Below are 26461 nucleotides of genomic sequence, written 5' to 3' on the forward strand. Positions count from 1 at the left end.
ACGGCCAAAAATAAAAAACCCCCGCCACCTCAAGGGGCGGCGGGGGTTTTTGTTGTCGGAGGAAGTTCGCCGACGTCCGATACTCGGCTTAGACGTTGAACAAGAAGTTCATCACGTCGCCATCCTTCACCACATATTCCTTACCTTCCGCGCGCATCTTGCCGGCTTCCTTCGCGCCTTGCTCACCCTTGTAGGCAATGAAATCCTCATAAGCGATGGTCTGGGCGCGGATGAAGCCGCGTTCGAAGTCGGTGTGGATCACGCCAGCCGCTTGCGGCGCGGTGTCGCCCACGTGGATGGTCCAGGCGCGGACTTCCTTCACGCCGGCGGTGAAGTAGGTCTGCAGGCCGAGCAGGGTGAAGCCGGCGCGGATCACGCGATCCAGGCCGGGTTCTTCCATGCCGAGGTCGGCCAGGAACACGGCCTTGTCTTCGTCGTCGAGGTCGGCGATTTCAGCTTCGATGGCGGCGCAGACGGCCACGACCGGCGACTTGGTCTTGGCGGCGTGGGCGCGCACGGCGTCCAGGTGCGGGTTGTTCTCGAAGCCGTCTTCACGCACGTTGGCCACGTACATGGTGGGCTTGGCGGTGATCAGGCACAGCGGCTTGATGGCGGCCCATTCCTCGTCGGACAGGTCGAGCGTGCGCACGGCCTTGGCCTCGTTGAGCACGGCCTGGGCTTTTTCCAGCACGGCCACCAGGCGCAGCGCTTCCTTGTCGCCGGCGCGGGCGGGCTTGATGTAGCGGGCGTGGGCTTTTTCGACGGTGGAGAGGTCGGCCAGCGCCAGTTCGGTGTTGATCACCTCGATGTCGGACAGCGGATCGACCCGGCCGGCGACGTGGATCACGTTGTCGTCTTCGAAGCAGCGCACCACGTGGGTGATGGCGTCGGTTTCGCGGATGTTGGCCAGGAACTGGTTGCCCAGGCCTTCACCCTTGGACGCGCCAGCCACCAGGCCGGCGATGTCGACGAATTCGACCACGGCCGGCAGGATGCGCTCGGGCTTGACGATCTCGGCCAGCTTGGCGAGCCTCGTATCCGGCACTTCCACCACGCCCACATTGGGCTCGATGGTGCAGAACGGATAGTTCTCGGCGGCGATGCCGGCCTTGGTCAGGGCGTTGAACAGCGTGGACTTGCCGACGTTGGGCAGGCCGACGATGCCGCATTTGAGGCTCATGGTAAACCTTTAAAAATCAATGGGTTGCGGTTCACCCTGGGTGCGTCCGGCGCAATGGAATGGCGCGGCGATGGGGACGCAGAGGGGAGGGTTCAGCACGAGACAACACAGCCAAAGCGGGGCGTTGCTCACCGGTTTTGTGCTGGGGTGCCATCAGAAAGATGGCTATTGTAACCTCGCCGGACGTTGCGCTGAACCGGCCGGCCGCGCCTGCCGCCTGCTGAATTTGTGCGCCTCGCGGGCGTGCGGCCCTCTGCCGCAGGCGCTTGGGCGCCGCTTCATGCGCGCGAGGGCGCACCAAAGCCATCGTGCCGGGGTGGCTATAATCCACGCATGACTCGTCCATCTCCCTCCCGTTTCCAGGTTGCCGTGGTTGGCGGCGGCATCGTCGGCAAGGCTTGTGCGTTGCTGCTGGCCCAGCAGGGCATGCAGGTGGCGCTGGTTGCGCCGCGCTCTCCCGCTTCCGCCGCTTCTGCCGCTACGGCGGATCCTGGCCAGTGGGACAGCCGCATCTACGCCTTCTCGGCGAGCTCACAAGCCTTGCTGGAGCAGTTGCGCGTGTGGGAGGCGCTGGACCCGGCGCGGATGCAGCCGGTGTGCGACATGCGCGTGTTCGGCGATGCGAGCGCGGCGCAGGCGAATGCCTCGGCTGCCGGTGATCTCCATTTCTCGGCCTACGCGGCCACTGTGGCGCAACTGGCGTGGATCATCGAATCCGGCCATGTGGAACGCGTGCTCGATACCGCGCTGCGCTTCCAGCCCCAGGTGCACTGGCATGACGATACCGCTGCGGCGTTCGCGCGCGACCATGATGGCGTGACGCTGACCCTGGCCGGTGGCGACAAGGTGCGCGCGGCTTGCGTGGTGGGCGCCGATGGCGCGCGCTCGTGGGTACGCGAGCAATGCCACATTCCGGTCACCAAGCGGCACTATCGCCAGCTTGGCGTCGTGGCGAATTTTGAATGCGAGCTGCCGCACCAGGACACGGCCTGGCAGTGGTTCCTGGGCACGCCGCCCAAGCTGATGGCGGACGAGGAGCCGGCTAACGGCGAGATCCTGGCGTTGTTGCCGTTGCCGGGCCGGCGCGTGTCGATGGTGTGGTCGGCCGACGATGCCCATGCAAGTGAGCTGCTGGCGCTGTCGCCCGAGGCGCTGGCCGATACCGTGATGCAGGCCGCCAGCGGCGCCGTGGGACGCCAGTTTGGCGCGCTGCGCTGCGTGACGCCGGCGCAGGGCTTCCCCCTGGTGCTGCAGCGCGCCGATCAGTTTGTGCAGCCGCACGTGGCGCTGGTGGGCGACGCCGCCCACGTGGTGCACCCCTTGGCGGGGCAGGGCATGAACTTGGGTTTGCGCGATGTGGCGGAACTTGGCCGCGTGATGGCCGCCAAAGAGTCTTTCCGCGCAGAAGGCGACTTGCGCTTGCTGCGCCGCTACGAGCGCGCGCGCGCCACCGATTTGTTGTCGCTGACGGCGGCTACCGATGGCCTGCATCGGCTGTTTTCCCTGCCTGGCGGCGTGGCGCGCACGGTGCGCAATGCCGGCATGCGGGTCGTGGGCGGCCAGTCGCTGCTCAAGCGTTTTCTTATCGGCCGCGCGCTGGGCTGAGCGCCCGACCCTTGAACCCTGAATCCCGAGCTCGCTCGCGCGAACCGAATCATCGAATTACTGGAGTCATCATGTTGCATTTCCTGCGCCGCCGTCCCGCCCTGTCCGCCACCATCGTTGGCGGCATTGCGACTGCCGGCTTCGCGCTGCACGCCATGGCGGCGGGCGAGCCCGGCACCGACCGCATCAAGGAATCGGTGCAAAAGATGCTGGGCGGGCGCGCTGAAGTGAAGAGCGTGGCCAAGACTCCCGTGCCCGGCCTGTTCGAGGTCAACATCGGTGGTCAGGTGGTCTACACCGATGCCACCGGCCGCTACATCATCAACGGCGAGATGGTGGACTCCAAGACCGGCACCAACCTGACCGAGGAGCGGCTGGCCGATATCAACCGCATCAAGTGGTCGGACCTGCCGCTGGCACGCGCGATCAAGTGGAGCAAGGGCGATGGCAGCCGCCAGGTAGCGGTGTTCTCCGACCCCAACTGCGGTTACTGCAAGCGCATCGAGCAGACGTTCCAACAGATGGACAACATCACGGTCTACACCTTCCTGTACCCGGTGCTGTCGCCGGATTCGTCGGTGAAGGCCAAGCAGGTGTGGTGCGCGGCCGACCGCACCAAGGCGTGGCGCGACTGGATGATCAGCCACGTGGCGCTGACCGGCAACGGCAGCTGCAAAACCCCTGTGGATGACAACCTGGCGCTCGGCCAGAGCCTGAACATCACCGGCACCCCGGCCGTGTTCTTCATGGACGGCACCCGCATTCCCGGCGCCGCCGACGCCGCCACGCTCGAGCGCAAGCTCGCCAGCCTCAAGAAGTAAGCACGTCGCGCCGGCGGCCTTCCCGGCGCTGCCGCGCCGGAGCCGGCCGGTCGTCTTTGGTTAACAATCAAGAACCGGAAGGAGGCTCCATGACGTTCCAGGCATTGCTGCTGACCCAGGCCGACGGCGCGACCCAGGCCGCCGTCACCGCGCTCGACGAATCCAGCCTGCCCGCCGAGGGCGACGTGCTGGTGGCCATCGACTACTCCACCATCAATTTCAAGGACGGGCTGGCCATTACCGGCCGCTCGCCGGTGGTGCGCAAGTGGCCGATGGTGGCGGGCATCGATGGTGCCGGCACGGTGCTGGAATCCACGCATGCACGCTGGAAGGCCGGCGACAAGGTCGTGCTCAACGGCTATGGCGTGGGCGAGACGCACTGGGGGTGCCTGGCGCAGCGCGCCCGCCTCAAGGGCGACTGGCTGGTGGCGCTGCCGGCTGCCTTCACCACGCAGCAGGCCATGGCCATTGGCACTGCCGGTTATACCGCCATGCTGTCGGTGCTGGCGCTGGAGCGCGCTGGCATCAAGCCGGGCGATGGCGAGGTGCTGGTGACCGGCGCCTCGGGTGGCGTGGGCTCGGTGGCCATCGCCATCCTGTCGAAGCTGGGCTATCGCGTGGTGGCCTCCACCGGCAAGACGGCCGAAGCGGATTTCCTCAAGGCGCTGGGCGCGGTCGAGGTGATCGACCGAACGGAGCTGGGCAAGCCCAATAAGCCGATGCAGAAGGAGCGCTGGGCTGCGGTGGTGGATTCGGTTGGCTCGCACACGCTGGTCAATGCCTGCGCGCAGGTGCGCTACGGCGGCGCGGTCACCGCGTGCGGGCTGGCGCAAGGGCTGGATTTCCCGGCTTCGGTGGCGCCCTTCATCCTGCGTGGCATCACGCTCTATGGCATCGATAGCGTGATGGCCCCGATGGCCTTGCGCGAGCAGGCCTGGCAGCGGCTGTCGCGGGACCTGGAACCGGATCGCCTGCGCGCGATCACCCGCGAGATCGGCTTGTCGGAGGCGATCGAGGCCGGGCGCAAGATCGTCGACGGTGGCATGCGCGGCCGCGTGGTGGTGAACGTCAACGCCTGAGCCGGCGCGTAGTCCGGGGCGGGCATGGCGCTACAATCACGCTCATGAAGCCGATCCATTACGCCATTGCCCCGCTTCAACCGGAAGCGCACCTGTTCGCCGTCACCGTCACGGTAGACGCCCCCAATCCCGCCGGCCAGCAGTTCTACCTGCCGGCGTGGATTCCAGGCAGCTACATGATCCGTGACTTCGCACGCAATATCGTGCGCATCCGTGCTCAGGCCGGCGGCAAGCCGGTGGTGCTGACCAAGATGGACAAGCAGAGCTGGCAGGCGGCCCCGGTGGACGGGCCGCTTACGCTCAGCTATGAGGTCTACGCCTGGGACTTGTCGGTGCGCGCCGCGCACCTGGACGCCACGCACGGCTTCTTCAACGGCAGCTCGGTCTTCCTCTGCGCCGAAGGGCAGGAAGACCAGCCCTGCACGGTCGATATCCATGCACCCGCCGGCGAGGCTTATGCCGGCTGGCGGGTCGCCACGGCCATGCGCGAGGCGCCCGGCCGCGGCGGCGCCAAGCGCTACGGCTTCGGCCGCTACCAGGTGGCCGACTACGACGAACTGGTCGATCACCCGGTTGAGATGGGCAACTTCACCATGGGCAGCTTCCGCGCCTGCGGCGCCCAGCACGACGTGGTGTTCACGGGCCGCGTGCCGCAGCTCGATCTCGAGCGCGTCTTGCGCGACCTGAAGCAGATCTGCGAAGCGCAGATCCGCCTGTTCGAGCCCGGGACAGAGGCCGCGCCGTTCCTCGACAGCAACCGCCGCTACGTGTTCATGACCATGGTCACGACGGACGGCTACGGCGGCCTGGAGCATCGTGCCAGCACCGCGCTGATGTGCGCGCGCGCCGACCTGCCGGCGCGCGGCAAGGCTGACGCCACCGAGGGCTACCGCACCTTCCTCGGCTTGTGCAGCCATGAGTATTTCCATACCTGGAACGTCAAGCGCATCAAGCCCGCGGCGTTCGTGCCCTACCGGCTGCGCGAGGAAACCTACACGCCGCTGCTGTGGCTGTTCGAGGGTTTCACCAGCTATTACGATGACCTGATGCTGGTGCGCAGCGGCCGCATCACCGAGAAGCAGTACGTGGAGCTGCTGGCCAAGACCTGGAACGGCGTGCTGCGCGGCAACGGCCGCACCAAGCAGAGCGTGGCCGATAGCTCGTTCGATGCCTGGACCAAGTACTACCGCCAGGACGAAAACGCGCCCAACGCCATCGTCAGCTATTACACCAAGGGCTCGCTCGTTGCCCTGGCGCTGGATCTCACCATCCGCACCAAGACCCGCAACCGCCGCTCGCTTGACGACATCATGCGCGCGCTGTGGCAGCGCTACGGCAGCGGCTTCTATGCGCCAGGCGCGCAGCAGCGCGGCGTGACCGAGGCCGAGGTGCACGCCTTGTTCGACGAGGTCAGCGGTCTGCGCCTGGGCGCGCTGCTGCGCTCGCTCACCGAAGGCACCGGCGAGCTGCAACTCGCCGCGCTCCTCAAGCCCTTCGGCATCAAGGCGGTGCCGGCCAAGCCAGAGCGCAACGCCGCGCTCGGCATCAAGACCAAGACCGAGGATGGCTGGGTGCGCGTGACCCAGGTGCTCGACGGCGGCGCGGCCCAGGCGGCCGGGATCTCGGCGGGCGACCTGCTGGCCGCGGTGGACGGCCTGCGTGTAGCCCCTGGCCAGCTCGACAAGCTGCTGGCGCGCTATCGCGACGGCGATAGCGCCGAGTGCCATGTGTTCCGCCGCGATGAGCTGCATGTGCTGCCGCTGACCTTCGCGCGCGAGCCGGCGGTGCAGTACACCGTGACGGCCGAAGGCGGCCGCCAGGCCATGCGTGCGCGCTGGCTGGGCCTGTAGGCCGAATAGCCCCCAACGCCGCCGATCGCCACCACATGCAATACGCGCACGACGCCCGCACTTTCGTTTATTCGCATTACGTGTATCGCGGGCTGCGCTCCGCGACCGGGGTGATCGGCGCCACGCTGATCGCCTTGCAGTTCGCGGACCTGCCCACCGCCATGGTGGTGTCGATGGGCGCGCTGTGCACCAGCCTCATGGATCTGCCCAGCCCGTTCAACCACAAGTTCAACGAGATGCTGGCCAGCGTGCTGCTATGCACGGCGGTGACATTGGTGGTGGCCATGGCCACGCCGTTCCCGCGCGTGATGCCGCTGGTGCTGGTGCTGGTGACCTTCATGGCCGGCATGATGACGGTGTATGGCAACAAGACCTTGCCATTGCAGTTCTCGGCCTTGTTCGTCATGACGCTCACCATCAACGAGGACTTCGTGGTGCGGCGCGCGCTCGAGCATTCCTTGCTGTTCGGCATCGGCGCGGTGGCCTATATGGCATACGCGATGGCGGTGAGCTGGGCCACGCAGCGGCGCACCAAGCAGCAGGTGCTGGCCGAGTCGCTGTACGAGATGGCGGGGTACCTCGAGATCAAGGCGGGTTTCTACGACGCAGGCAACGACTACGAGGTGCTGTTCAACCAGCTGGTGCGCCAGCAGATCGTGGTGGCGGAGCGCCAGCAGGCCGCGCGCGACCTGGTGCTGCGCGGCAACCGCACTACGCATGACGGACTGCTGGTGCAGGTCCACATGCGCATGCTGGACCTGTACGAGTACATCCTCTCCACCAATACCGATTACCCGCTGCTGCGCCAGACTTTTGGCAGCACGCCGGTACTCGATCACTTGCGCCGGCTGGTGCAGTTGATGTGCAAGGACGTGGAGGGGATCGCCTACGACATCACGCGCGGCCGGCCTTCCTATGCGTCCGTGGATTACCAGGAAGAGCTGCGCGCCGTCGCGCACGAGATCGCGCAATTGCGCTACCACCACATCAACCCGGCGGCGATGACGGCGGCGGCGGAAACGCTCGACATGATCAAGGGCGCCATCGTGCTGGTGGAGCAGTTGCACGAGGCATCGCGCACGCCGGTGGAGCCTAGCAAGGTGCTGCCCGGGCCGGACATGACACCGTTCCTGACGCGCCAGCGCTACGAGCTCAAGGTGCTGCGCGACAACCTGAACTGGAAGTCGCCGGCGTTCCGCTTTGCGCTGCGTATCACCATGGCGGTGGGCGCGGGGCTGTGGATTGCGGAGCACCTGCCGTATGTGTCGCACAGCTACTGGATCCTGCTGACCATCATCGTCATCCTGAAGCCCAATTTCAGCATGACCAAGCAGCGCTACAACGACCGCCTGATCGGCACGCTGATCGGCTGCGTGATTGCGGTGGGCGTGCTCAAGGTCGTGCACCAGCCGCTGATCCTGCTGGGCGTGCTGTTCCTGGCGCTGGTGGCCAGCACGGCGTTCTCCACGATCAAGTACCGCTACACGGCTGTTGCCGCCTGCGTGCAGGTGCTGATCCAGATCAACCTGCTGGTGCCGGGCAGTTCCACGGTCGCGGGCGAGCGGCTGATCGATACCGTGATCGGCGGCGTGATCGCCACGGTGTTCAGCTTTGTGCTGCCCAGCTGGGAATACCGCGCGCTGCCCGCGCTGGTGGAGAACGTGCTGCAGGCCAACCGCCGCTACATTGCCGCCACGCGCGACCTGCTGCTGCGCGTGGCCAAGGACGATTTTGCCTACCGGGTGCAGCGCAAGCAGTTCATGGACAGCCTGTCCGCGCTGATCGGGTCGTTCCAGCGCATGCTCGACGAGCCTAAAAGCCGGCATCGCGCGGTGGACAACCTGAACCGCTTCATCGTGCAGAACTACCTGGTGGCGGCGCACGTGGCCGCGGCGCGCATCCAGGTGCGCGAGCACTACGGCGAGCTGGACCTGCCGGCCGCCGAAGCCGCCATCCGCCAGGCCACCGATGCCGCAGCCAACAGCCTGCAGCTGGCCAGCGAACGGCTGGCCGAGGACGATCGTGCCGGCGGGCGGGGCGCGGGTTTCATCCGCACGGTGAAGGATCCGGCGAAGGCGAAGGCGCCGGTGAAAACCACGGAGACGGCAGGGCTCGCGAACGATCGCGTTGGGGCCAACGTGGCGGTCGCCGTTGGTGTTGCCGATGGTGCTGTCGATGGTGCTGCCGATGGTGCCGGTGGTGCTGATGTGGCGGCGGTGTCCGATGCCCGGGCTGTGCGCGCCGCCGATGCGGCCATCGCCACGGAAGCGCTCACCGCGCCGCCCGCGGCTGAAGACGCCAGCGAGCGTCGCGCCCGCCTGGCTGATTCGGCCGACCGCCGCCGCGCCGATGTGCTGGTGCAGGCCGCGGCCTCGGGCGAGTTGAGCCGGGCTGCCAGCGAAGCCGGCAACTTCGCCAGCACGGCGAGCTCCACCGGGCGCACCGCCAATGCCATCCTGGAGCGCCGCCTGCGCGCGCTGCGCGAGGACACCGCCAAGATCGCCCTGCGCACCGGCGCGATCGGCAGGGCCATGCGCGAGCGCTAGGAACCGAAGAGGCCGTTTCCGAAAGATGCTGGCGCGCCTGGCCGGAACCGCTTCGCTTCATGCTGAATCGGCCGCCAAGACACCAAGAAATCCGGGCCGCGCCAATCAGGTCTGCGTGCCCGTGCCCGGCGCCGGCTGCTCCTCGCGGGGCAGCGTCAGCATGCCGCTGTTGTAGCTGTATTCGTACACCTCGCCATAGCGGCCCCATTCGATTGCCAGCGTCAGCACGCGTTCGGCCTCGTCCGGCTTGAGGAAGGCTTCGAGCTCGCGCAGCACGTGTTCCTCGCGGATCTCGCCGTCCTCGGACTGCTCCAGCTCGCGGCGGATTTGCGCGGCCAGTGCCACGTGTTGCAATAATTGCTTGCCGAATAGCACCTTGCGCTCGGGCGGTTCCGTCTCGTAGTACGCGCGGCCCAGGCCGGTGGCGCTGATGTCGCCGCGCTCGATGGTGGCCAGTTGCAGCAGGTGCAGCGCTTCGCAGGCCGGGAGCAGGTCATCGTCGGTGAGCCCGGCTTCCTCGGCCAGGTGCGGCAGGTCGGCCCTGCCGAAAAAGGGTGCTTCGCACAGCAGGTCGAGAATGGCCTCCATCTGGCTGATGTCGGCATCCGGCAAGCGGTAGCCGATATCGCGCGCAGCCGCCAGCGCGGTGACGCGCGGGCCCATCGCCGCGGGCGACGTCATCAGTGTGTAGACCTCGTCGATCAGCCCGCGTACCTGGGAAGAGTCGCGATTGCGCGGGCGCGGAAACGGGATCTTCACCTCGGCGCGGATACGGCCCGGGTCGCTCGACAGGATCACGATGCGGTCGGCCATCATCACCGCCTCTTCGATATTGTGCGAGACGATCAGGATGCACTTGATATTGGTGCGGCCGTCTTCCCACAGGTCGAGCATTTCGTCGCGCAGGGTCTCGCCGGTCAGCACGTCGAGCGCGGAGAAGGCCTCGTCCATCAGCAGCAGGTCGGGCTCGGTCACCAGCGCACGGGCAATGCCCACGCGCTGGCGCATGCCGCCGGAGAGCTCGCGCGGCAGCGCGCTGTTGAAGCCCGACAGCCCGATCATGTCGATCGCCGCCTCGGCCCGGCGCGCGCGTTCTTCCTTATGCACGCCCTGGGCTTCCAGCCCGAGCTCCACGTTTTGCTGCACGGTTAGCCAGGGAAACAGCGCGAACGACTGGAACACCATGGCGATGCCTTCGGCGGTGCCGCGCAGCGGCTGGCCGCGAAAGCACACCTCGCCGCGATCGGCGCCGACCAGCCCGGCCATGATGCGCAGCAGGGTGGACTTGCCAGAGCCGGACTTGCCCAGCATGGCGACGATCTCGCCGCGCTTGAGGGTCAGGTCCACGCCTTCGAGCACGGCGCGGTCCGAGCGGTCCGCGGTGCGGAAGATTTTCGAGACGCCGCGCAGCTCTACTACGGATTCGGTTGCGTCTGCGGTGGGGCTTGCCATGATGGAGTTCCGTTCAGATTCAGGGCTTCAAATGGGTGGCGTATTGGGTGCGCATGGCCGCAAGGGACGGCGTATGGCGGCTCAAAGACGCGTGCGTTCCTGCGCCAGCAGGTAGAGGCGGTTCCACAGCAGGCGGTTGAAGCCCACCACGAAGATCGCCATCACGCCGATGCCCAGCGCGATGCGGGGGAAGTCGCCCTTGGAGGTCATCTCCGCGATATAGCTGCCAAGACCCGTGGCGACCAGCGTGCGGTCGCCCCAGGTGACGTACTCGGACACGATACTCGCATTCCACGAGCCGCCGGCCGCGGTCACCAGGCCGGTCAGCAGGCTGGGAAACACCGCCGGGACCAGAAAGCGCTTCCACAGCAGCCAGCCGCGCAGGCCAAAGTTGCGCGCGGCCAGCTTGAGTTCGGTGGGGATGCCGGACGCGCCGGCAATCACATTGAACAGGATGTACCACTGCGTGCCGAAAATCATCAGCGGGCTGAGCCAGATCTCCGGGTTCAGCCCGAAGCGCACGATCAGCATCACCACCAGCGGGAACATCAGGTTGGCCGGGAAGGCAGCCAGGAACTGCGCCACCGGCTGGGCGATACGCGCCACGCTGGGGTTCAGGCCGATGCGGATGCCAATCGGTACCCAGATCACCGCGGCCAGCGCGATCAGCACGATCACCCGCACCATGGTCAGCGTGCCCAGCCACAGCACATGGCCAACCTCCGCCCAACCCACCTCGGTGCGCACGAAGTGCATCACGCGATACAGCGCCAGCATGGCAATCAGGATGATGATGACGTTGCCGGCACGCTCGATCCATATGGCGCGCCGGCCATCGTTGGCCTTCGGTGCCACCGCCTTGCGCCCGGATCCCCAGGCCAGCGTGCGCTCGGCCAACGCCGCCGTGCGGCCCAGCAGCACGCGTACCCATTCCGAGCGGCGCAGCAGGTTGAGCAGCCACGATTGCGGCTCGGTCTCCTGCGCCATGGTCTCGAAGCGGAAGCGGTCGGCCCAGGCAATCAACGGCCGGAACAGCAACTGGTCATAGAGGATGATGCCGATCAGCATGGCCAGGATGGCCCAGCCGATCGCCGCCAGGTTCTGCTGCTGGATCGCCAGCGAGATGTAGGAGCCGATACCCGGCAGCCGGATGTCGTTGCCAGACACCGAGATGGCTTCCGACGCCACCACGAAGAACCAGCCGCCGGACATCGACATCATCATGTTCCACAGCAGGCCCGGCATGGCGAAAGGCACTTCGAGGCGCCAGAACTTCTGCCACGGCGAGAGCCGGAACATGGCTGCCGCTTCCACCAGGTCGCTCGGGATGGTGCGGATTGACTGGTACAGGCTGAACGCCATGTTCCAGGCCTGCGAGGTGAAGATGGCGAAGATGGCAGCGCATTCCACCCCGACCAGGCTCCCGGGGAACAGCGCGATGAAGCCTGTCACGGTGATCGACAGGAAGCCCAGCACCGGGATCGACTGCAGGATGTCCAGCGCCGGTACCATCACTTTTTCGGCGGTGCGGTTCTTGGAGGCGAGCGCCGCGAAGGCAAAGGAGAACAGCAGCGAGGCGCCCAGCGCAATCATCATGCGGATGCTGGTGCGCATGAGGTAGTAGGGCAGGTAGGCGATGTCCAGGTGCACATCCAGCGGCTCGCCGGGCTGGTAGGGCACGTTCATCTGACGGGCGGCAAAGGCCACCAGCACGATTACCGCCAGGATGATGGGCAGCAGCGCCAGGTCGAAGCGGTTCGGCGGCGCGGTCAGCAGCTGGCTGGCGTAGCCACGGGAAGTGACCGAGCTGGCCTGGTCGTGTTCGGCTTGCTGCATTATCTTGGCAGTGGAAACGTTGGCTGCGGTTGCCGTATGGGCCGGATGTGGCCGGGCGCTCCGGGGGCCTGGATGGATCGGATCGGTGGTGCCAGCCAGGGCGTGGACGTCTTGCGCTGCGCTGGCTCAGGTTGTGAACAGGGTCTTCGGGTTGTCGACAGGGCGCGCTTTGCGCGTCGTTGTGCTGCGGACGTTACCTGTGTTGGCCTGCCCTTACTGGTAACGCTTTGCATGGCGGTCTAGTTTACCTGTTATGCGTGTCGTAACCGTTTCAGCGGATGTTTCAGCGCGCGCGCGGCAAGGGGAAGCCAGATGGAAACATGGCACATTGTGGTCAAGGGGAGGGTGCAGGGCGTGGGCTACCGCGTGGCCTGCGCGGGGCAGGCCGGGGCGCTCGGCATCAACGGCTGGGTGCGTAACCGGCACGATGGCTCGGTCGAGGTCATGGCCTATGGGCCGCCGGATCGGCTGGAGGCCCTTTGCAACTGGATGCGGCGCGGGCCGCCGGACGCGCAGGTCAACGCGCTAGTGGCGTTGCCCGGCGCGGGTGAGTTCGAGGATTTCGACTGCCTGCCGACCGCTTGAGACGTGCCCGGCAGGCAGGCGGCTGCCCGGCGGCTCAGGTGGCGCGCCAGTCCACCTGCGCGGCGCCGTGCTGTTGCAGCCAATCGTTGGCCAGCCGGAAGTGCCCGCAGCCCAGGAAACCCCGGTGTGCCGACAGCGGTGACGGATGCGGCGCTTCCAGCACGCAGTGCGTGCCGGCCAGCAAGGGCTTCTTGGCTTGCGCGTGGCTGCCCCACAGCAGGAAGACCAGGTTCGGGCGCGCGGCGGACAGGGCCTGGATCAGGCAGTCGGTCACCGCTTCCCAGCCGCGCTTGGCGTGGCTGGCGGCCTGGCCTTGCTCCACCGTCAGCACGGTGTTGAGCAGCAGCACGCCCTGGCGCGCCCAGCCTTCGAGATTGCCGGAGGCCGGCGCAGCACCGCCCTCATACTCCGCGGCGATTTCCTTGAAGATGTTGCGCAGGCTGGGCGGCACGCGCACGCCGTCCGGCACCGAGAAGGCCAGGCCATGCGCCTGCGGAATCTCGCTACCGTTGACCACGCCAGTGCCGTGATACGGGTCCTGGCCAAGGATGACTACCTTGACGGTCTCGGGCGGTGTCAGGTGCAAGGCGTGGAACACGTCATGCGGAAAGACCGGCTTGCCGCTGGCGCGCTCGCCGTCGACGAAGGCGGCCAGCTCCTGCCAGCCTGCGGTGTTCATGCAGGGGGCCAGCAATGCGCGCCAGGCCGCTGGCAGCGCCGCGGCTTGCTCCGACAGGCTGGCGGCGGCAGGGGCAGGCACGGTGGCGTTTTCGGTTTCGGCTGCGGCCGCGGCCGGGGCTGCGAACAGGTCGGCCTGTGCGCTGTTGTGCTTGGTCATGCGGGAGGAGTACCTGGTTTTTTTGGAGGGGCGAGAGGGCGCAGGCGCGCCAGCTCAGGCGCGGCCGGCACCGGCGGCGAGCCGATAGCCGCGCGCGGCCTTGCTCTGGTCGGACGGCTTGAGGGGCGCAACGTGCTGCAGGCGCAGCGCCAGCGCACGCAGTGCGGCTTCCGCCTGTGTTTGCGTGGGATGGCCGGCGGCGCCAGGCAGCCACTCGAGTTCCAGTTCCTGGATCGCCTCGCGTGCGGAGCTTCCCGGCGCTGAAATCGTCCCGACGTCGAGCGCGGCCTCGATGCGCACCCCGTCTTGTTCTACCAGCCAGGTGCGCCGGGAGAAATCGGTGCGGAACACCGGCGCCAGGATGGCAGCCAGTGGCGCCAGCAGGGCACGGGCCTCGGGCGGGAAGGCGTCAAGCTCGATGGCTTCTGCCGCCACCTTGGTTTCCCATTCGTGGCGGGCGGCCAGCCCGGCTTCGCTCTTGCCGGCGGTTTTCAGCGTCTGCAGCCATTGCTCGCCGCGGCGGCGCAGCCGCAGGGCGGCACGGGCGCTGGCGAGGTCGCGCGCGGGCGTGTCAAGGTAGACGTTGAGCAGCGTATGCTCGCCGCGCGCCTGTCCTTGTGCATCCAGCCAGGCCGCCAGCGCCGGCATGGCACCATCTGGCACCGCCAGCTTGAGTTCGATTTCCTGGGCCATTGTGATTTTATGTTTCCGTTCAGGCGAACAGGCGGGCCAGCTCGACACCCGGGTCGGGCGCGCGCATGAAGGCCTCGCCCACCAGGAAGGCGTGCACATTGGCGTCACGCATGCGGAGCACGTCGTCAGGGCCGATGATGCCGGATTCGGTCACCACCAGGCGGTCGTCGGGAATGCGCGGCAGCAGGTCCAGCGTGTTGTCGAGCGATACCTCGAAGGTCCGCAGGTTGCGGTTGTTCACGCCCAGCAGCGGCGTTTTCAGGCGCAGCGCGGCGTCGAGCTCTTCGCCGCCGTGCACTTCCACCAGCACGTCCATGCCCAGTTCATGCGCGCAGGCTTCCAGTTCGGCCATCAGGCCCGGGTCCAGCGCGGACACGATCAGCAGGATGGCGTCAGCGCCCCAGCAGCGCGCTTCATAGACCTGGTACAGGTCGATCATGAAGTCCTTGCGCAAGGCCGGCAACGGGCAGGCGCCGCGGGCGCGCTTGAGGAATTCGGCGTGGCCCTGGAAGAAGTTCACGTCCGTCAGGACGGAAAGGCAGGCCGCGCCATGCGTGGCGTAGCTCTCGGCAATGGCCTCCGGCACGAAGTTCGCGCGCAGCACGCCCTTGGAGGGCGAGGCCTTCTTCACCTCGGCAATCACCCCGGCGTTGCCGGCGGCGATCTTCTCGCGCAGCGCGCGTTCGAAGCCACGCGGCGCCAGGCCTGGCTCGGCGCGCAGGCTCTCGGCCTCGGCACGCAGGCTGGGCAGGTCGCGCTTCTTGCGCGCCGCGTTCACTTCGTCGGCCTTCACGGCCAGGATTTTCTGCAGGATATCGGACATGCGGTAATTCTCTCGCGGGGCTGGATGGCTCTGGCTTACTTGAACTGCTGCGTGGCGCGCACGAACTGGTCGAGCTTCTCGCGCGCCGCGCCGCTGGCGATGGCCTCGCGCGCGCGCTGGATACCGTCCTCGATCGAGCTGGCCACATTGGCCGCGTACAGCGCCGTGCCGGCGTTGAGCGTGACGATTTCGCGCGGGGTGCCGGGCACATCGGTGAGCGCTTCCAGCAGCATTTCCTTGGACTCGGTGGCATCGGCCACCTTCAAGCCGCGGTTAGAGATCATCTGCAGGCCGAAATCCTCGGGGTGGACTTCGTACTCGCGCACTTCGCCGTCCTTGAGTTCGCCCACCAGCGTGGCGGCGCCCAGCGAGACCTCATCCATGCCGTCCTTGCCGTAGACCACCAGCGCATGGCGCGCGCCCAGGCGCTGCATCACGCGTACCTGGATGCCGACCAGGTCGGGGTGGAACACGCCCATCAGGATATTGGGCGCGTCGGCCGGGTTGGTCAGCGGGCCCAGGATATTGAAGATGGTGCGCACGCCCATTTCCTTGCGGATCGGGGCGACGTTCTTCATGGCCGGGTGATGGGTAGGGGCGAACATGAAGCCGATGCCGGTCTGCTCGATGCAGTGCCCGACCTGCTCCGGTGTCAGCATGATGTTCACGCCCAGCGCCTCCAGCACGTCGGCGCTACCCGACTTGGAGCTCACGCCACGGTTGCCGTGCTTGGCAATACGCGCGCCGGCAGCGGACGCCACGAACATCGACGCGGTGGAAATGTTGAAAGTGTGCGAGCCGTCGCCACCGGTGCCGACGATGTCGACGAAGTTCTCGCGGTCCTTGACGGGCACCTTGTTGGCGAACTCGCGCATCACCTGCGCCGCCGCCGAGATCTCGCCGATGGTCTCCTTCTTGACCCGCAGGCCGGTCAGGATGGCCGCGGCCATCACCGGCGACATCTGGCCCTGCATGATCTGCCGCATCAGGTGCAGCATCTCGTCATGGAAGATCTCGCGGTGTTCGATGCAGCGGGTGAGGGCTTCCTGGGGCGTGATGGACATGGCGGTCTCGGTCTTTGCGTTGGTGTGGGCCGCGCCAGGGACGGGCGCGTCAGGCGTATCGAGCAGTCTCATCGGGGCGCCTTGACGAAGTTGGCCAGCAGGGCATGGCCATGCTCGGACAGGATGGACTCGGGGTGGAACTGTACCCCCTCGATGGCGAGCGTCTTGTGGCGCACGCCCATGATTTCGCCATCTGGTGTCCAGGCCGTCACTTCCAGGCAATCCGGCAAGGTCTCGCGCTCGATCGCCAGGGAATGATAGCGCGTCACGTCGAAGTGCTTGGGCAGGCCGGCGAACACGCCTTCCTGCGTGGTCTCGATGCGGCTGACCTTGCCGTGCATGACCTGTTTGGCGCGGATCACCTTGCCGCCGAAGGCTTCGCCGATGGCCTGGTGGCCCAGGCACACGCCAAGCATCGGGATGCGGCCGGCAAAGTGCTGCAGCACTGCCACGGAAATGCCGGCTTCACGCGGGCTGCACGGGCCGGGCGAGACGCAGATATGGTCGGGCTTGAGCGCCTCGATCTCTTCCAGCGTGATTTCGTCGTTGCGATAGGTGCGCACGTCGGCGCCGAGTTCACCGAAATATTGCACGATGTTGTAGGTAAACGAATCGTAGTTGTCGATCATCAGCAGCATGGCGGTTCCCCTGTTCCCTTTACCTTAGATATCCGAGTCCAGGCCGTCCTGGACCTGCTCGGCGGCGCGGATCACGGCACGCGCCTTGGCTTCGGTTTCCCTCCATTCGGCTTCGGGGTCCGAGTCCGCAACGATGCCGGCGGCGGCCTGCACATAGAGATTGCCGTCCTTGACGATGCCGGTACGGATCGCAATGGCCAGGTCCATCTCGCCGCCGAAGGACAGGTAGCCCACCGCGCCGCCGTAGATGCCGCGCTTGCGCGGCTCCAGCTCGTCGATGATCTCCATCGCGTGCACCTTGGGCGCGCCCGACAGCGTGCCGGCCGGGAAGGTGGCGCGCAGCACGTCGAGGTTGCTCATGCCGGGCTTGAGCGTGCCTTCCACCGAGCTGACGATGTGCTGCACGTGGGAGTATTTCTCGATCACCATCTGGTCGGTGACCTTGACCGAGCCGATCTCGGCGATGCGGCCGATGTCGTTGCGCGCCAGGTCGATCAGCATCACGTGCTCGGCGATTTCCTTGGGGTCGTTGAGCAGCTCGGTGGCCAGTTGCGCGTCCTTCTCCGGCGTGTTGCCGCGCGGACGGGTACCGGCCAGCGGGCGGATGGTGACAATGTGATCCTCGCGCTGGTCGCCGTTGTTGCCCACGCGGCGGGTTTCCTGGCGCACCAGGATCTCGGGCGAGGCGCCCACGATCTGGAAGTCGCCGAAGTTGTAGAAGTACATGTAAGGCGACGGGTTCAGCGAGCGCAGCGCGCGGTACAGCGTCAGCGGGGAGTCGCGGTACGGCTTGACCAGGCGCTGGCCGATCTGCACCTGCATCATGTCGCCAGCCATGATGTATTCCTTGGCCTTGTGCACGGCGGCGAGGTAGTCGGCCTTGTCGAATTCGCGGTAGACGTCGGTTTGCACCGAGGGGCTGGTGATGGGCACGTCCACCGGCTGGCGCAGCTTCATGCGCAGCTCGCGCAGGCGCTGGCGGGCGCGGGCGTAAGCTTCCGGCGTGGTCGGGTCAGCGTAGACGATCAGGTAGAGCTTGCCGGACAGGTTGTCGATCACGGCCAGTTCTTCGCACAGCAGCAGCTGGATGTCGGGCAGGTTCAGGTCGTCCGGCTTTTGCGTGTTGGCGAGCTTCTTCTCGATATAACGCACCGCGTCGTAGCCGAAGTAGCCGGCCAGGCCGCCGCAAAAGCGCGGCAGGCCGGGGCGCAGCGCCACCTTGAAGCGCTTCTCGAAGTCGGCGATGAAGTCGAGCGGGTTGCCTTCGTGGGTTTCCACCACGCGGCCATCCGTGACCACTTCGGTGCGCATGCCCGAGGCGCGCAGCAGCGTACGGGCGTGCAGGCCGATGAACGAGTAGCGTCCAAAGCGCTCGCCGCCCACCACGGATTCCAGCAAGAAGGTGTTGACCCCGCGCGTTTGCGATTGCGCCAGCTTCAGGTACAACGACAGCGGCGTTTCCAGGTCGGCGAAGGCTTCGGCGATCAGGGGGATGCGGTTGTAGCCCTGCTCGGCCAGCGATTTGAATTCCAGTTCGGTCATGTCGATCCTCTTGTGCAGCGGCGCCTGTCATTGCAGTATGGCGCACGTCGCGATGTCGGCAACTTGGGGCTGGAAGGTCGTCAGACCCGCCCCGGAGAGACCATGGCGCGGACGAGTGTCCACGCACGGCCGGGGTGGGCGTGCAGCGCGTTCGGATGACACCGGCACAAGGGCTGGATGTCGGGCGGCTGGAAAATCAGAGAAGGTCCGGCAACCTGCCGGTCTGGCCGGCCCCATCCTGGTGCAAATGCATCGCGGGGATGCGGGAAAGGGGCGGTCAGGAGACTCGCGAACGCACTTTACGCCTGTTGGGAGGCGCGCCAGCGACGCCAGGGCCAGGCCTGCCGATCACTGCCAGAAGAGATGCGTTTGCGGTTCAGAAACATGAAATCGTGTTCAGCGATTTATGGTTTGGATGTTGGGTGGTGCTTTGGCTTCGGCGGCCTTGCGGCCGCCGGGGTCATGCCCGGTGTGCCGCCAACAGCTCGGCAACGCGAACAATGGAATCGACTATACCATCGGCGTCAACGCCTTGTACAGGATTGCCGTGGTTGTAGCCGTAGGGCACAAGCAGCACTCCCATGCCCGCCGCGCGCGCCGCCTGCGCATCGTTTTCCGAGTCGCCGATCGCGGCCATTGCGGCCGGCTCCAGGCGGAATGCCTCGGCGACCTTGAGGAGAGGCAGGGGATCCGGCTTGCGCAGGGCGAAGGCGTCACCGCCGTAGACCAGCTCGAAGAGCCGGCCCAGGCCGGTCTTGGCCAGCAGCGGCTCGGTGAAGTTGTGTGGCTTGTTGGTCACGCAGGCCATCCGAAGGCCAGCTGCCTTCAGGGCCGCCAGGCCTTCGGCGACGCCGGGGTAGACCTGCGAGAACTGACCGTTGATGCGCAGGTATTCCCGGTCGTACAGCGCCAGCGCATCGGCAAACATGCCGTTGGCGTGGGCTGGCGAGAAGCGCGCATCCAGCACGCGCCGGATCAGGTTCTCCGAGCCCTTGCCGACGAAGCTGACGATCTCTTCCTTGCTCATCGGCGCGGCGTTGCCAAGCTGCGGATGCAGGTGGACCAGCGCCTTCAGCATGGCATTGACCGCCGCGTGGAAGTCGCCGGCGGTGTCCACCATGGTGCCGTCCAGGTCCACGATGACGCCGCGGATGCCGCGCCAGTCGGTGCGCTTCATCTGCACCGAGCTCATTGGCCTGCCTTGCCGACCTTGGCCAGCTCGCTGCGCATGGCCGACAGCACGCCCTTGTAGCCGCCGTCGGCGTCCGGCTTGCTGAACACGGCGGAACCGGCGACAAACGTGTCGGCTCCCGCCGCGGCGATCTCGGCGATGTTGTCGATCTTCACGCCGCCGTCCACTTCCAGCAGGATGCGGCGTCCGGTGCGCTCGGCGTACGCGTCGATGCGCTTGCGGGCTGCGCGCAGCTTGTTGAGCGTCTCGGGAATGAAGGACTGGCCGCCGAAGCCGGGGTTGACCGACATCAGCAGGATCACGTCGATGCGGTCCATCACGTGGTCCAGGTGGTGCAGCGGCGTGGCCGGGTTGAACACCAGGCCGGCCTGGCAGCCGTGTTCGCGGATCAGCGCCAGGGAGCGGTCGATATGCTCGCTGGCTTCCGGGTGGAAGGTGATGATATTGGCGCCTGCCTTGGCGAAATCCGGAATGATGCGGTCCACCGGGCGCACCATCAGGTGCACGTCGATCGGGGCGCTCACGTGGGGGCGGATCGCCTCGCACACCAGCGGGCCCACGGTCAGGTTCGGCACGTAATGGTTGTCCATCACGTCGAAATGGATCCAGTCGGCGCCGTCCGCGGTCACGCGCCGCACTTCCTCGCCCAGGCGGGCAAAGTCGGCGGACAGGATGGACGGGGCGATGCGGTAGGTGGGCGTGCTCATGGCGGGGCTCGAAAGGAGGGTGCTTCAAGGGGGAAGCCGGTATTTTACCCTCCCCGCGCGGGGCGCCGCTGCCACCGGACAGGCAGCTTGCGGCGGCTTAGCTTGCCGCCCCCGGAGCCATGCCGCACAATGCGGCTACCCTGATCCCGCCTCTTATGTGTCGACAATGAGCGAATACGCGTTTTCCGTGGCCGTACGTACCCAGTACCTGGCCGACCAGTCCGACCCTGAGCGCGGGCGCCATGCCTTCGCCTACACCATCACGATCCACAATACCGGCGAGGTGGCTGCGCAGCTGATCTCCCGGCACTGGGTCATCACCGATAGCGACAACGGCACCCAGGAAGTGGCTGGCCTTGGCGTGGTCGGGCACCAGCCCCTGCTCAAGCCGGGCGAGCATTTCGAGTACACCAGCTGGGCCACCATCTCGACCCCGGTGGGCTCGATGAAGGGAGAGTATTTCTGCGTGGCCGAGGATGGCCATCGCTTCGAGGTGCCGATCCCCGAGTTTGCGCTGGTCCTGCCGCGCATGTTGCACTGAGACGTTGTACTGAACGCGGCGGAACCTATTGGCCCGAAGCGCTGTCCTGATCCTGTTGGGTACGCGCCGTGCCTTGTCCCGCATTTCCTCCATGGCCCGCACGCGACGGATGATCGTCCGGCGCGCGGCTGGGACGCGGGTTCTTCTTGGCCGTGCCCATGGTCCAGACCACGATGAAGATCAGCAGGAAGAGCGCCAGTCCGGCCTCGAGGGCGAAGAGCAGCATGGGATGGGCTTCAAAGAACTTGCTCATGACAGGGCTACGTGGAGGCGACGGTGGGCATTGTAGGCCATCGGCAGATGCGTCCGGCCGCGATACGCTGAGTTTTCACCCAATCAAGATGGCATACCTGCATTCCCTTTTCCGACTTCCTTTTTCGTGTCCCCGCATCTCGTCGGGACAGGCAGATACCGCTGCCCGCAGCCGCCGGCTCGGCTGGCTCGGGCTTGCGGCCGCCGCCACGCTGCTGGCCGGCTGCATGAGCGGCCCGCCGCCGCGCATCGAAGGCCCGGGCACCCGGCCCGTGGCGCCGCCGACCGGTTCCACCCAGAAGGGCGTGCTGCAAGCCGCCAGCTGGGGCGAGATCGGCGGCTGGAGCCAGGACGACATGCGCGCCGCCTGGCCGGCGCTGCAGGCCAGTTGCCAGGCCCTGAAGAAGCGCGCCGAGTGGAACCGCGTCTGCGCGCTCGGCCTGATGGTCGACGCCGGCGACCTGGGCGCGATGCGCGCCTACTTCGAGTCCAACTTCCAGCCCTTTCGCGTGGTCAACGGCGATGGCACCGATAGCGGGCTGATCACCGGCTACTACGAGCCGATCCTGCACGGCGCACGCACGCGCCAGGGACAGTACCAGGTCCCGCTGTATCGCAAGCCGCCCCAATGGGGCAACCGGGCGCTGCCGGCGCGCGGCGAACTCCTGCAGAACCCGGCCCTGCGCGGCCAGGAACTGGTCTGGGTGGATGATCCCGTGGAAGCCGCGTTCCTGCAGATCCAGGGTTCCGGCCGGATCCGCCTGCAGGACGGCAGCGTCATGCGGGTGGGCTTCGGCGGCACTAACGACCAGCCGTTCCGTTCCTTTGGCAAGTGGCTGCTCGACCGCGGCGAGATCACGCCGGCGCAGGCCACCATGCAAGGCATCAAGGCCTGGGCGCGGGCCAACCCGGGGCGCGTGGATGAAATGCTCAACGTGAACCCGCGCTTCGTGTTCTTCCGCGAGCTGCCGCCTAATAACGATGGCCCGGTCGGCGCGCTGGGCGTGCCGCTGACAGCCGAGCGCTCCATCGCGGTCGATCCCGCCACCATCCCGCTGGGCGTGCCGGTCTTCCTCTCGACCACGCGGCCGCTGTCGTCCGAGCCGATCCAGCGCCTGATGTTCGCGCAGGATACGGGCTCCGCCATCAAGGGCGGGGTGCGGGCTGACTTCTTCTGGGGGGCTGGCGATGCAGCTGGCGAGACCGCCGGGCGGATGAAGCAGGGCGGGCGCATGTGGGTGCTGATGCCGCGTAGCTAGGGCATGAACGCAAGGGCCGGCCATTCCTTGGCCGGCCCTTGCTGCTACCTCTCTACTCCAATGCTTCAGCGCGGGCGCTGGTCGACGATGCGCCGCGCCTTGCCCACCGAGCGCTCCACGCCGCCGCTAGGCAGGATTTCGATGCCAACGGTCACGCCGATAAAGGCCTTGATGTCGTAGGTCAGCTGGGCACTGGCCTGATGCGTGGCCGCCGGGTCTACGCCATGTGCGCATTCCACACGCACGGTCAGCACATCGAGATGGCCATCCTTGGTCAGCACGCACTGGTAATGCGGCGCCAGTTCGGCGTGCTTGAGGATCAACTCCTCGATCTGCGAGGGGAACACGTTGACGCCCCGGATGATCATCATGTCGTCGGTGCGGCCAGTCACCTTCTCCATGCGGCGGAAGGCGCCGCGGGCGCTGCCGGGCAGCAGCCGGGTGAGATCCCGGGTCCGGTAACGGACGATCGGCAGGGCCTCCTTGGACAGCGACGTAAAGACCAGCTCGCCGAATTCGCCGTCGGGCAGCACCTCGCCGGTGACGGGATCGATCACCTCCGGGTAGAAATGATCCTCCCAGATGGTCGGGCCATCCTTGGTCTCCGCGCACTCGCTGGCCACGCCCGGCCCCATGACCTCCGACAGCCCGTAGATATCCACCGCCGAGATGCCCATGCGCTTCTCGATGGCCAGGCGCATCTCGGGCGTCCACGGTTCCGCGCCGAAGATGCCGACCTTGAGGGAACTGGAGGTCGGGTCGATGCCCTGGCGCTCGAACTCGTCGGCGATGGCCAGCATGTAGCTGGGCGTGACCATGATCACTTCCGGCTTGAAGTCCTGGATCAGCTGCACTTGCCGCTCCGTCTGGCCGCCACCGAACGGGATCGCGGTGAGCCCTGCCTTTTCCACGCCATAGTGCGCGCCCAGTCCGCCTGTAAAGAGCCCGTAGCCGTAGCTGATATGCACCTTGTCGCCGCGCCGCGCGCCGGCCGCGCGGATCGAGCGCGCCACCACCGTGGCCCAGGTGTCGATGTCCTTCAAGGTGTAGCCCACCACCGTGGGCTTGCCGGTTGTGCCCGACGAGGCATGGATGCGTGCCACGCGGTCCTGCGGCACGGCGAACATCCCGAATGGGTAGCTATCGCGCAAGTCCTGCTTGGTGGTGAACGGGAAGCGGGCGAGGTCGGCCAGCGTGCGGATCTGGTTCGGGTGAACGCCGGCGGCATCGAACTTGCGACGGTAGACCGGCGAGTTCTGATAGGCGTGGTTGAGCGACCATTGCAGGCGTTCCAGTTGCAACGCCTGCAATGCGTCGCGGCTGGCGGTCTCGATCGGCTCGAGCGGCAGATCTGTCAGGCGCGTCATGGTGTCTCCTGCGCGGGGCTTATGTTTGCTTGTATTTGTATGTGTCCGGGCCAGGCATCACTGCGCCGCGTCCGGCGGGGTGACCACATGCCCTTTGATCTGCGCGGACTTGCCGCGGAACATCGCCACCGGCTCGCCGGCGCGGTTGGTCACCCGGATATCGTAGATGCCATGCCGGCCCGACAGGACCTGCTCCGTGGCTTCTGCCGTCAGCACGTCGCCGCCTTGCACGGGTTTGAGGAACTCGATGCTGCAGCCTGCCGCCACCGTATTGATATTGTGGCTGTTGCAGGCGAAGGCAAAGGCCGAGTCGGCCAGCGTGAACATCAGGCCGCCGTGGCAGATGCCGTGGCCGTTGAGGAACTCCCGGCGCACCGGCATGGACAAGCGCGCGTAGCCGGGCCGCACGGCCTCGACGATGATGCCCAGCCAGCGGCTGCAGGTGTCGGCTTCGTACATGCTGGCGGCGGCGCTTTCCGCGAGGGCCTGGGGATTGTGGGTCAAGCTGGTCTCCTGTTCGGGCTGTTGGCTGCGCCGCGCTGCGGTATTGGCGATCCTATCGCCCGGTGAAGCGCGGTGCGCGTTTTTCCAGGAAGGCGTTCACGCCCTCGGCATAGTCGTGCGACGCGCCCAGCTCACGCTGCAGGTCGCGTTCCAGGTCGAGCTGGGCATCGAGCCCCTGGCTCGCGCCGACGTACATGGCTTGCTTGATGGCGGCCAGGGCGCGCGTCGGCTGGGCCGCCAGGTGCGTGGCCAGCGCCAGCGCCTGCTCGGGCAACAGCGGATCGTCCATTGCCTCCCAGATCAGCCCCCACTTCTCGGCCTCGTCGGCGCTGAGCTTGTCGCCCGTCATGGCCAAGCCCATGGCGCGGGCCATGCCGATGCGCTTGGGCAGCAGCCAAGTGCCGCCAGAATCCGGCACCAGCCCGATCTTGACGAAGGCCTGGATAAAGCTGGCCGAGCGCGCCGCCAGCACCATGTCGCAAGCCAGCGCCAGGTTGGCTCCCGCGCCGGCCGCCGTGCCGTTGACGGCGGCAATCACCGGCAGCGGCAGCTTTTGCAGGCGCCGGACCAGCCGGTTGAACCACACATCGATCAACTCACCCAGGTCGGTCATGGCGCCGGGCGTGAAATCCAGGTCGGCCAGGTCCTGCCCCGCGCAGAAGCCGCGCCCGGCACCGGTCAGCAGCAGGGCGCGGGCGCCGCCGGCCTCCACATGGTCGAGTGCCTGCTGCAGCACGGCGTGCATTTCGCGGGTAAAGCTATTGAGCTTGTCGGGGCGGTTCAGCGTGATGACCGCAACCTGGCCATGCCAGGCGAGCAGTATCGGGCCGGAAGTCAGGCTGGCTTGCGGGGGCGTATCTGGCATCTTTCGTCTCCTGCCATGTCAGTGGAGGCTATGTCCGGTGGCACGCGGTCACTCCTATATATAAGGGGATCCGGATCGCCGCTTAAATTAACCGACCAGTCGGTCGGCAAATGGTAGCACTAATTTCCACACGCGAGTATCGTCTCGCAGGGTAACGAATCGATCCACTTTCCGCTTTCCGACTTCCCATTCCAAGAGGAGAACACATGCCGTACGAGAACATTCTGGTCGAAACGCGCGGGCGCGTTGGCCTGGTGACGCTGAATCGCCCCAAGGCCCTGAACGCGCTCAACGATGCGCTGATGGATGAGCTGGGCGCGGCGCTGCTCGCGTTCGACGCCGATGAAGCCATCGGCAGCATCGTGATCACCGGCAGCGATCGCGCTTTTGCCGCAGGCGCCGATATCGGCATGATGGCTAAGTACTCCTATATGGATGTGTACAAGGGCGACTACATCACGCGCAACTGGGAAACGATTCGCCGCATCCGCAAGCCGGTGATCGCGGCTGTGGCGGGCTACGCGCTCGGCGGCGGCTGCGAACTGGCGATGATGTGCGACATCATCATTGCCGCCGATACCGCACGATTCGGCCAGCCCGAGGTCAAGCTGGGCACGATGCCCGGCGCCGGCGGCACCCAACGCCTGCCGCGCGCGGTCTCCAAGGCCAAAGCCATGGACCTGTGCCTGACTTCGCGCATGATGGATGCGGCGGAAGCCGAACGCGCCGGCCTCGTGTCGCGCGTGGTTGCCGCCGACAAGCTGCTCGACGATGCGCTGGCCGCCGCCGAGACCATTGCCGGCTTCTCGCTGCCGGTGGTGATGATGATCAAGGAGTCGATCAACGCGGCTTACGAGACCAGCCTTTCCGAGGGCGTGCACCTGGAGCGCCGTTTGTTCCATTCCACCTTTGCGACGGAAGACCAGAAGGAAGGGATGGCGGCTTTTGTGGAGAAGAGGGCGCCCAATTTCAAGCATCGCTAAAACTTGATAGGTGAATACCCGAGTAACTTCATCGGGTATTCACCTTCCGGTACGGGTTAAGCGGGCTGTATTTTCTTTATAGATCAATGGGTTATTCCCGCGCCTTCGGCATGCATCGCATACTCATGTGACAAAACGATTGCCAAGGTCCGGGGAGGCGCATATGATTCGCCCCCTCGCAACACGAAACACCGCTGCAAAGCAGACGGGACAAGGGTTGCGGGGTTGGCAGGGGTGGT

24 protein-coding genes are annotated in these 26461 nt (G+C 66.5%); 9 read left to right on the plus strand and 15 right to left on the minus strand.

Annotated elements, in window-relative coordinates:
- Positions 1-88: 88 nt before the first annotated feature.
- Complete coding sequence (gene ychF / locus AC1RQK_RS24935) at positions 89-1180, minus strand: redox-regulated ATPase YchF (RefSeq protein WP_492375947.1); 1092 nt, start codon at positions 1178-1180, stop codon at positions 89-91.
- Between the two features lie 333 nt (positions 1181-1513).
- Between ychF and AC1RQK_RS24940 the strand changes: the two genes are divergently transcribed.
- The 5 genes from AC1RQK_RS24940 to AC1RQK_RS24960 all read left to right on the plus strand — a co-directional run bounded on the left by AC1RQK_RS24940 (position 1514) and on the right by AC1RQK_RS24960 (position 9081).
- Positions 1514-2785 carry a UbiH/UbiF family hydroxylase gene (locus AC1RQK_RS24940; protein ID WP_492811656.1) on the plus strand — a complete coding sequence of 424 codons (1272 nt, stop codon included), beginning with the start codon at positions 1514-1516 and terminating at the stop codon, positions 2783-2785.
- 71 nt (positions 2786-2856) lie between these two features.
- The gene (locus tag AC1RQK_RS24945; protein WP_492811658.1) at positions 2857-3606 is read left to right on the plus strand and encodes a DsbC family protein; all 750 of its coding nucleotides are present in this window, start codon (positions 2857-2859) and stop codon (positions 3604-3606) included.
- Positions 3607-3695: 89 nt separating this feature from the next.
- The gene (gene acuI, locus AC1RQK_RS24950) at positions 3696-4685 is read left to right on the plus strand and encodes an acrylyl-CoA reductase (NADPH) (protein WP_492811659.1); all 990 of its coding nucleotides are present in this window, start codon (positions 3696-3698) and stop codon (positions 4683-4685) included.
- Positions 4686-4729: 44 nt separating this feature from the next.
- The gene (locus AC1RQK_RS24955) at positions 4730-6535 is read left to right on the plus strand and encodes a M61 family metallopeptidase (protein ID WP_492811661.1); all 1806 of its coding nucleotides are present in this window, start codon (positions 4730-4732) and stop codon (positions 6533-6535) included.
- Between the two features lie 35 nt (positions 6536-6570).
- Positions 6571-9081 (plus strand): FUSC family protein, encoded by a 2511-nt coding sequence (locus AC1RQK_RS24960; RefSeq protein WP_492811663.1) that lies wholly within the window; start codon positions 6571-6573, stop codon positions 9079-9081.
- A 105-nt stretch (positions 9082-9186) separates the two neighbouring features.
- On the opposite strand, the gene AC1RQK_RS24965 is transcribed toward AC1RQK_RS24960, so the two are convergent.
- Entirely contained in the window at positions 9187-10533 is a 1347-nt protein-coding gene (locus AC1RQK_RS24965; RefSeq protein ID WP_492811665.1) for an ABC transporter ATP-binding protein, read from the minus strand.
- A gap of 81 nt (positions 10534-10614) precedes the next feature.
- Positions 10615-12369, minus strand: a complete 1755-nt coding sequence (locus AC1RQK_RS24970) for an ABC transporter permease (RefSeq protein ID WP_492811667.1) — start codon at positions 12367-12369, stop codon at positions 10615-10617.
- Positions 12370-12681: 312 nt separating this feature from the next.
- On the opposite strand from AC1RQK_RS24970, the gene AC1RQK_RS24975 reads away from it, so the two are divergent.
- Positions 12682-12954, plus strand: a complete 273-nt coding sequence (locus AC1RQK_RS24975) for an acylphosphatase (protein WP_174428369.1) — start codon at positions 12682-12684, stop codon at positions 12952-12954.
- A gap of 34 nt (positions 12955-12988) precedes the next feature.
- On the opposite strand, the gene AC1RQK_RS24980 is transcribed toward AC1RQK_RS24975, so the two are convergent.
- The 8 genes from AC1RQK_RS24980 to rpe all read right to left on the minus strand — a co-directional run bounded on the left by AC1RQK_RS24980 (position 12989) and on the right by rpe (position 20451).
- Positions 12989-13792: a uracil-DNA glycosylase gene (locus AC1RQK_RS24980; protein ID WP_492811670.1), complete on the minus strand. Its 804-nt coding sequence runs from the start codon at positions 13790-13792 to the stop codon at positions 12989-12991.
- 54 nt (positions 13793-13846) lie between these two features.
- Complete coding sequence (locus AC1RQK_RS24985; protein ID WP_492811672.1) at positions 13847-14485, minus strand: CYTH domain-containing protein; 639 nt, start codon at positions 14483-14485, stop codon at positions 13847-13849.
- Between the two features lie 19 nt (positions 14486-14504).
- Entirely contained in the window at positions 14505-15308 is an 804-nt protein-coding gene (trpC, locus tag AC1RQK_RS24990; protein ID WP_492375957.1) for an indole-3-glycerol phosphate synthase TrpC, read from the minus strand.
- A 35-nt stretch (positions 15309-15343) separates the two neighbouring features.
- Positions 15344-16372: an anthranilate phosphoribosyltransferase gene (gene trpD / locus AC1RQK_RS24995; protein WP_006162588.1), complete on the minus strand. Its 1029-nt coding sequence runs from the start codon at positions 16370-16372 to the stop codon at positions 15344-15346.
- 68 nt (positions 16373-16440) lie between these two features.
- The gene (locus tag AC1RQK_RS25000; protein ID WP_006162587.1) at positions 16441-17010 is read right to left on the minus strand and encodes an aminodeoxychorismate/anthranilate synthase component II; all 570 of its coding nucleotides are present in this window, start codon (positions 17008-17010) and stop codon (positions 16441-16443) included.
- A 24-nt stretch (positions 17011-17034) separates the two neighbouring features.
- Positions 17035-18552 carry an anthranilate synthase component I gene (trpE, locus tag AC1RQK_RS25005; RefSeq protein ID WP_492811674.1) on the minus strand — a complete coding sequence of 506 codons (1518 nt, stop codon included), beginning with the start codon at positions 18550-18552 and terminating at the stop codon, positions 17035-17037.
- A 460-nt stretch (positions 18553-19012) separates the two neighbouring features.
- A complete protein-coding gene (gph, locus tag AC1RQK_RS25010; protein ID WP_492811676.1) occupies positions 19013-19744 on the minus strand; it encodes a phosphoglycolate phosphatase in 732 nt (243 codons plus the stop codon).
- Entirely contained in the window at positions 19741-20451 is a 711-nt protein-coding gene (rpe, locus tag AC1RQK_RS25015) for a ribulose-phosphate 3-epimerase (RefSeq protein WP_492375959.1), read from the minus strand. The genes gph and rpe overlap by 4 nt, the downstream gene beginning before the upstream one ends.
- A 166-nt stretch (positions 20452-20617) precedes the next feature.
- Between rpe and apaG the strand changes: the two genes are divergently transcribed.
- Positions 20618-20992: a Co2+/Mg2+ efflux protein ApaG gene (apaG, locus tag AC1RQK_RS25020; protein ID WP_006162582.1), complete on the plus strand. Its 375-nt coding sequence runs from the start codon at positions 20618-20620 to the stop codon at positions 20990-20992.
- Positions 20993-21017: 25 nt separating this feature from the next.
- Here apaG and AC1RQK_RS25025 read toward each other — a convergent pair whose 3' ends face one another.
- A complete protein-coding gene (locus AC1RQK_RS25025) occupies positions 21018-21245 on the minus strand; it encodes a hypothetical protein (RefSeq protein WP_043349921.1) in 228 nt (75 codons plus the stop codon).
- Between the two features lie 88 nt (positions 21246-21333).
- On the opposite strand from AC1RQK_RS25025, the gene mltA reads away from it, so the two are divergent.
- Positions 21334-22503, plus strand: a complete 1170-nt coding sequence (gene mltA / locus AC1RQK_RS25030; protein ID WP_492811679.1) for a murein transglycosylase A — start codon at positions 21334-21336, stop codon at positions 22501-22503.
- Positions 22504-22568: 65 nt separating this feature from the next.
- Here mltA and paaK read toward each other — a convergent pair whose 3' ends face one another.
- Genes paaK through paaG form a run of 3 tightly spaced genes read right to left on the minus strand, consistent with a single transcriptional unit; the run spans position 22569 to position 25239 of the window.
- Entirely contained in the window at positions 22569-23870 is a 1302-nt protein-coding gene (gene paaK, locus AC1RQK_RS25035) for a phenylacetate--CoA ligase PaaK (protein ID WP_492375961.1), read from the minus strand.
- A gap of 57 nt (positions 23871-23927) precedes the next feature.
- The gene (gene paaI / locus AC1RQK_RS25040; protein ID WP_416049769.1) at positions 23928-24374 is read right to left on the minus strand and encodes a hydroxyphenylacetyl-CoA thioesterase PaaI; all 447 of its coding nucleotides are present in this window, start codon (positions 24372-24374) and stop codon (positions 23928-23930) included.
- Between the two features lie 52 nt (positions 24375-24426).
- Entirely contained in the window at positions 24427-25239 is an 813-nt protein-coding gene (gene paaG, locus AC1RQK_RS25045) for a 2-(1,2-epoxy-1,2-dihydrophenyl)acetyl-CoA isomerase PaaG (protein ID WP_477134854.1), read from the minus strand.
- A gap of 206 nt (positions 25240-25445) precedes the next feature.
- Here paaG and AC1RQK_RS25050 point away from each other — a divergent pair, with 206 nt between their 5' ends.
- Positions 25446-26222, plus strand: coding sequence for an enoyl-CoA hydratase (locus AC1RQK_RS25050; RefSeq protein WP_492811681.1), 777 nt, complete (start codon positions 25446-25448; stop codon positions 26220-26222).
- Positions 26223-26461 lie beyond the last annotated feature (239 nt).

The sequence above is a fragment of the Cupriavidus sp. GW822-FHT02D05 genome (assembly GCF_058802485.1).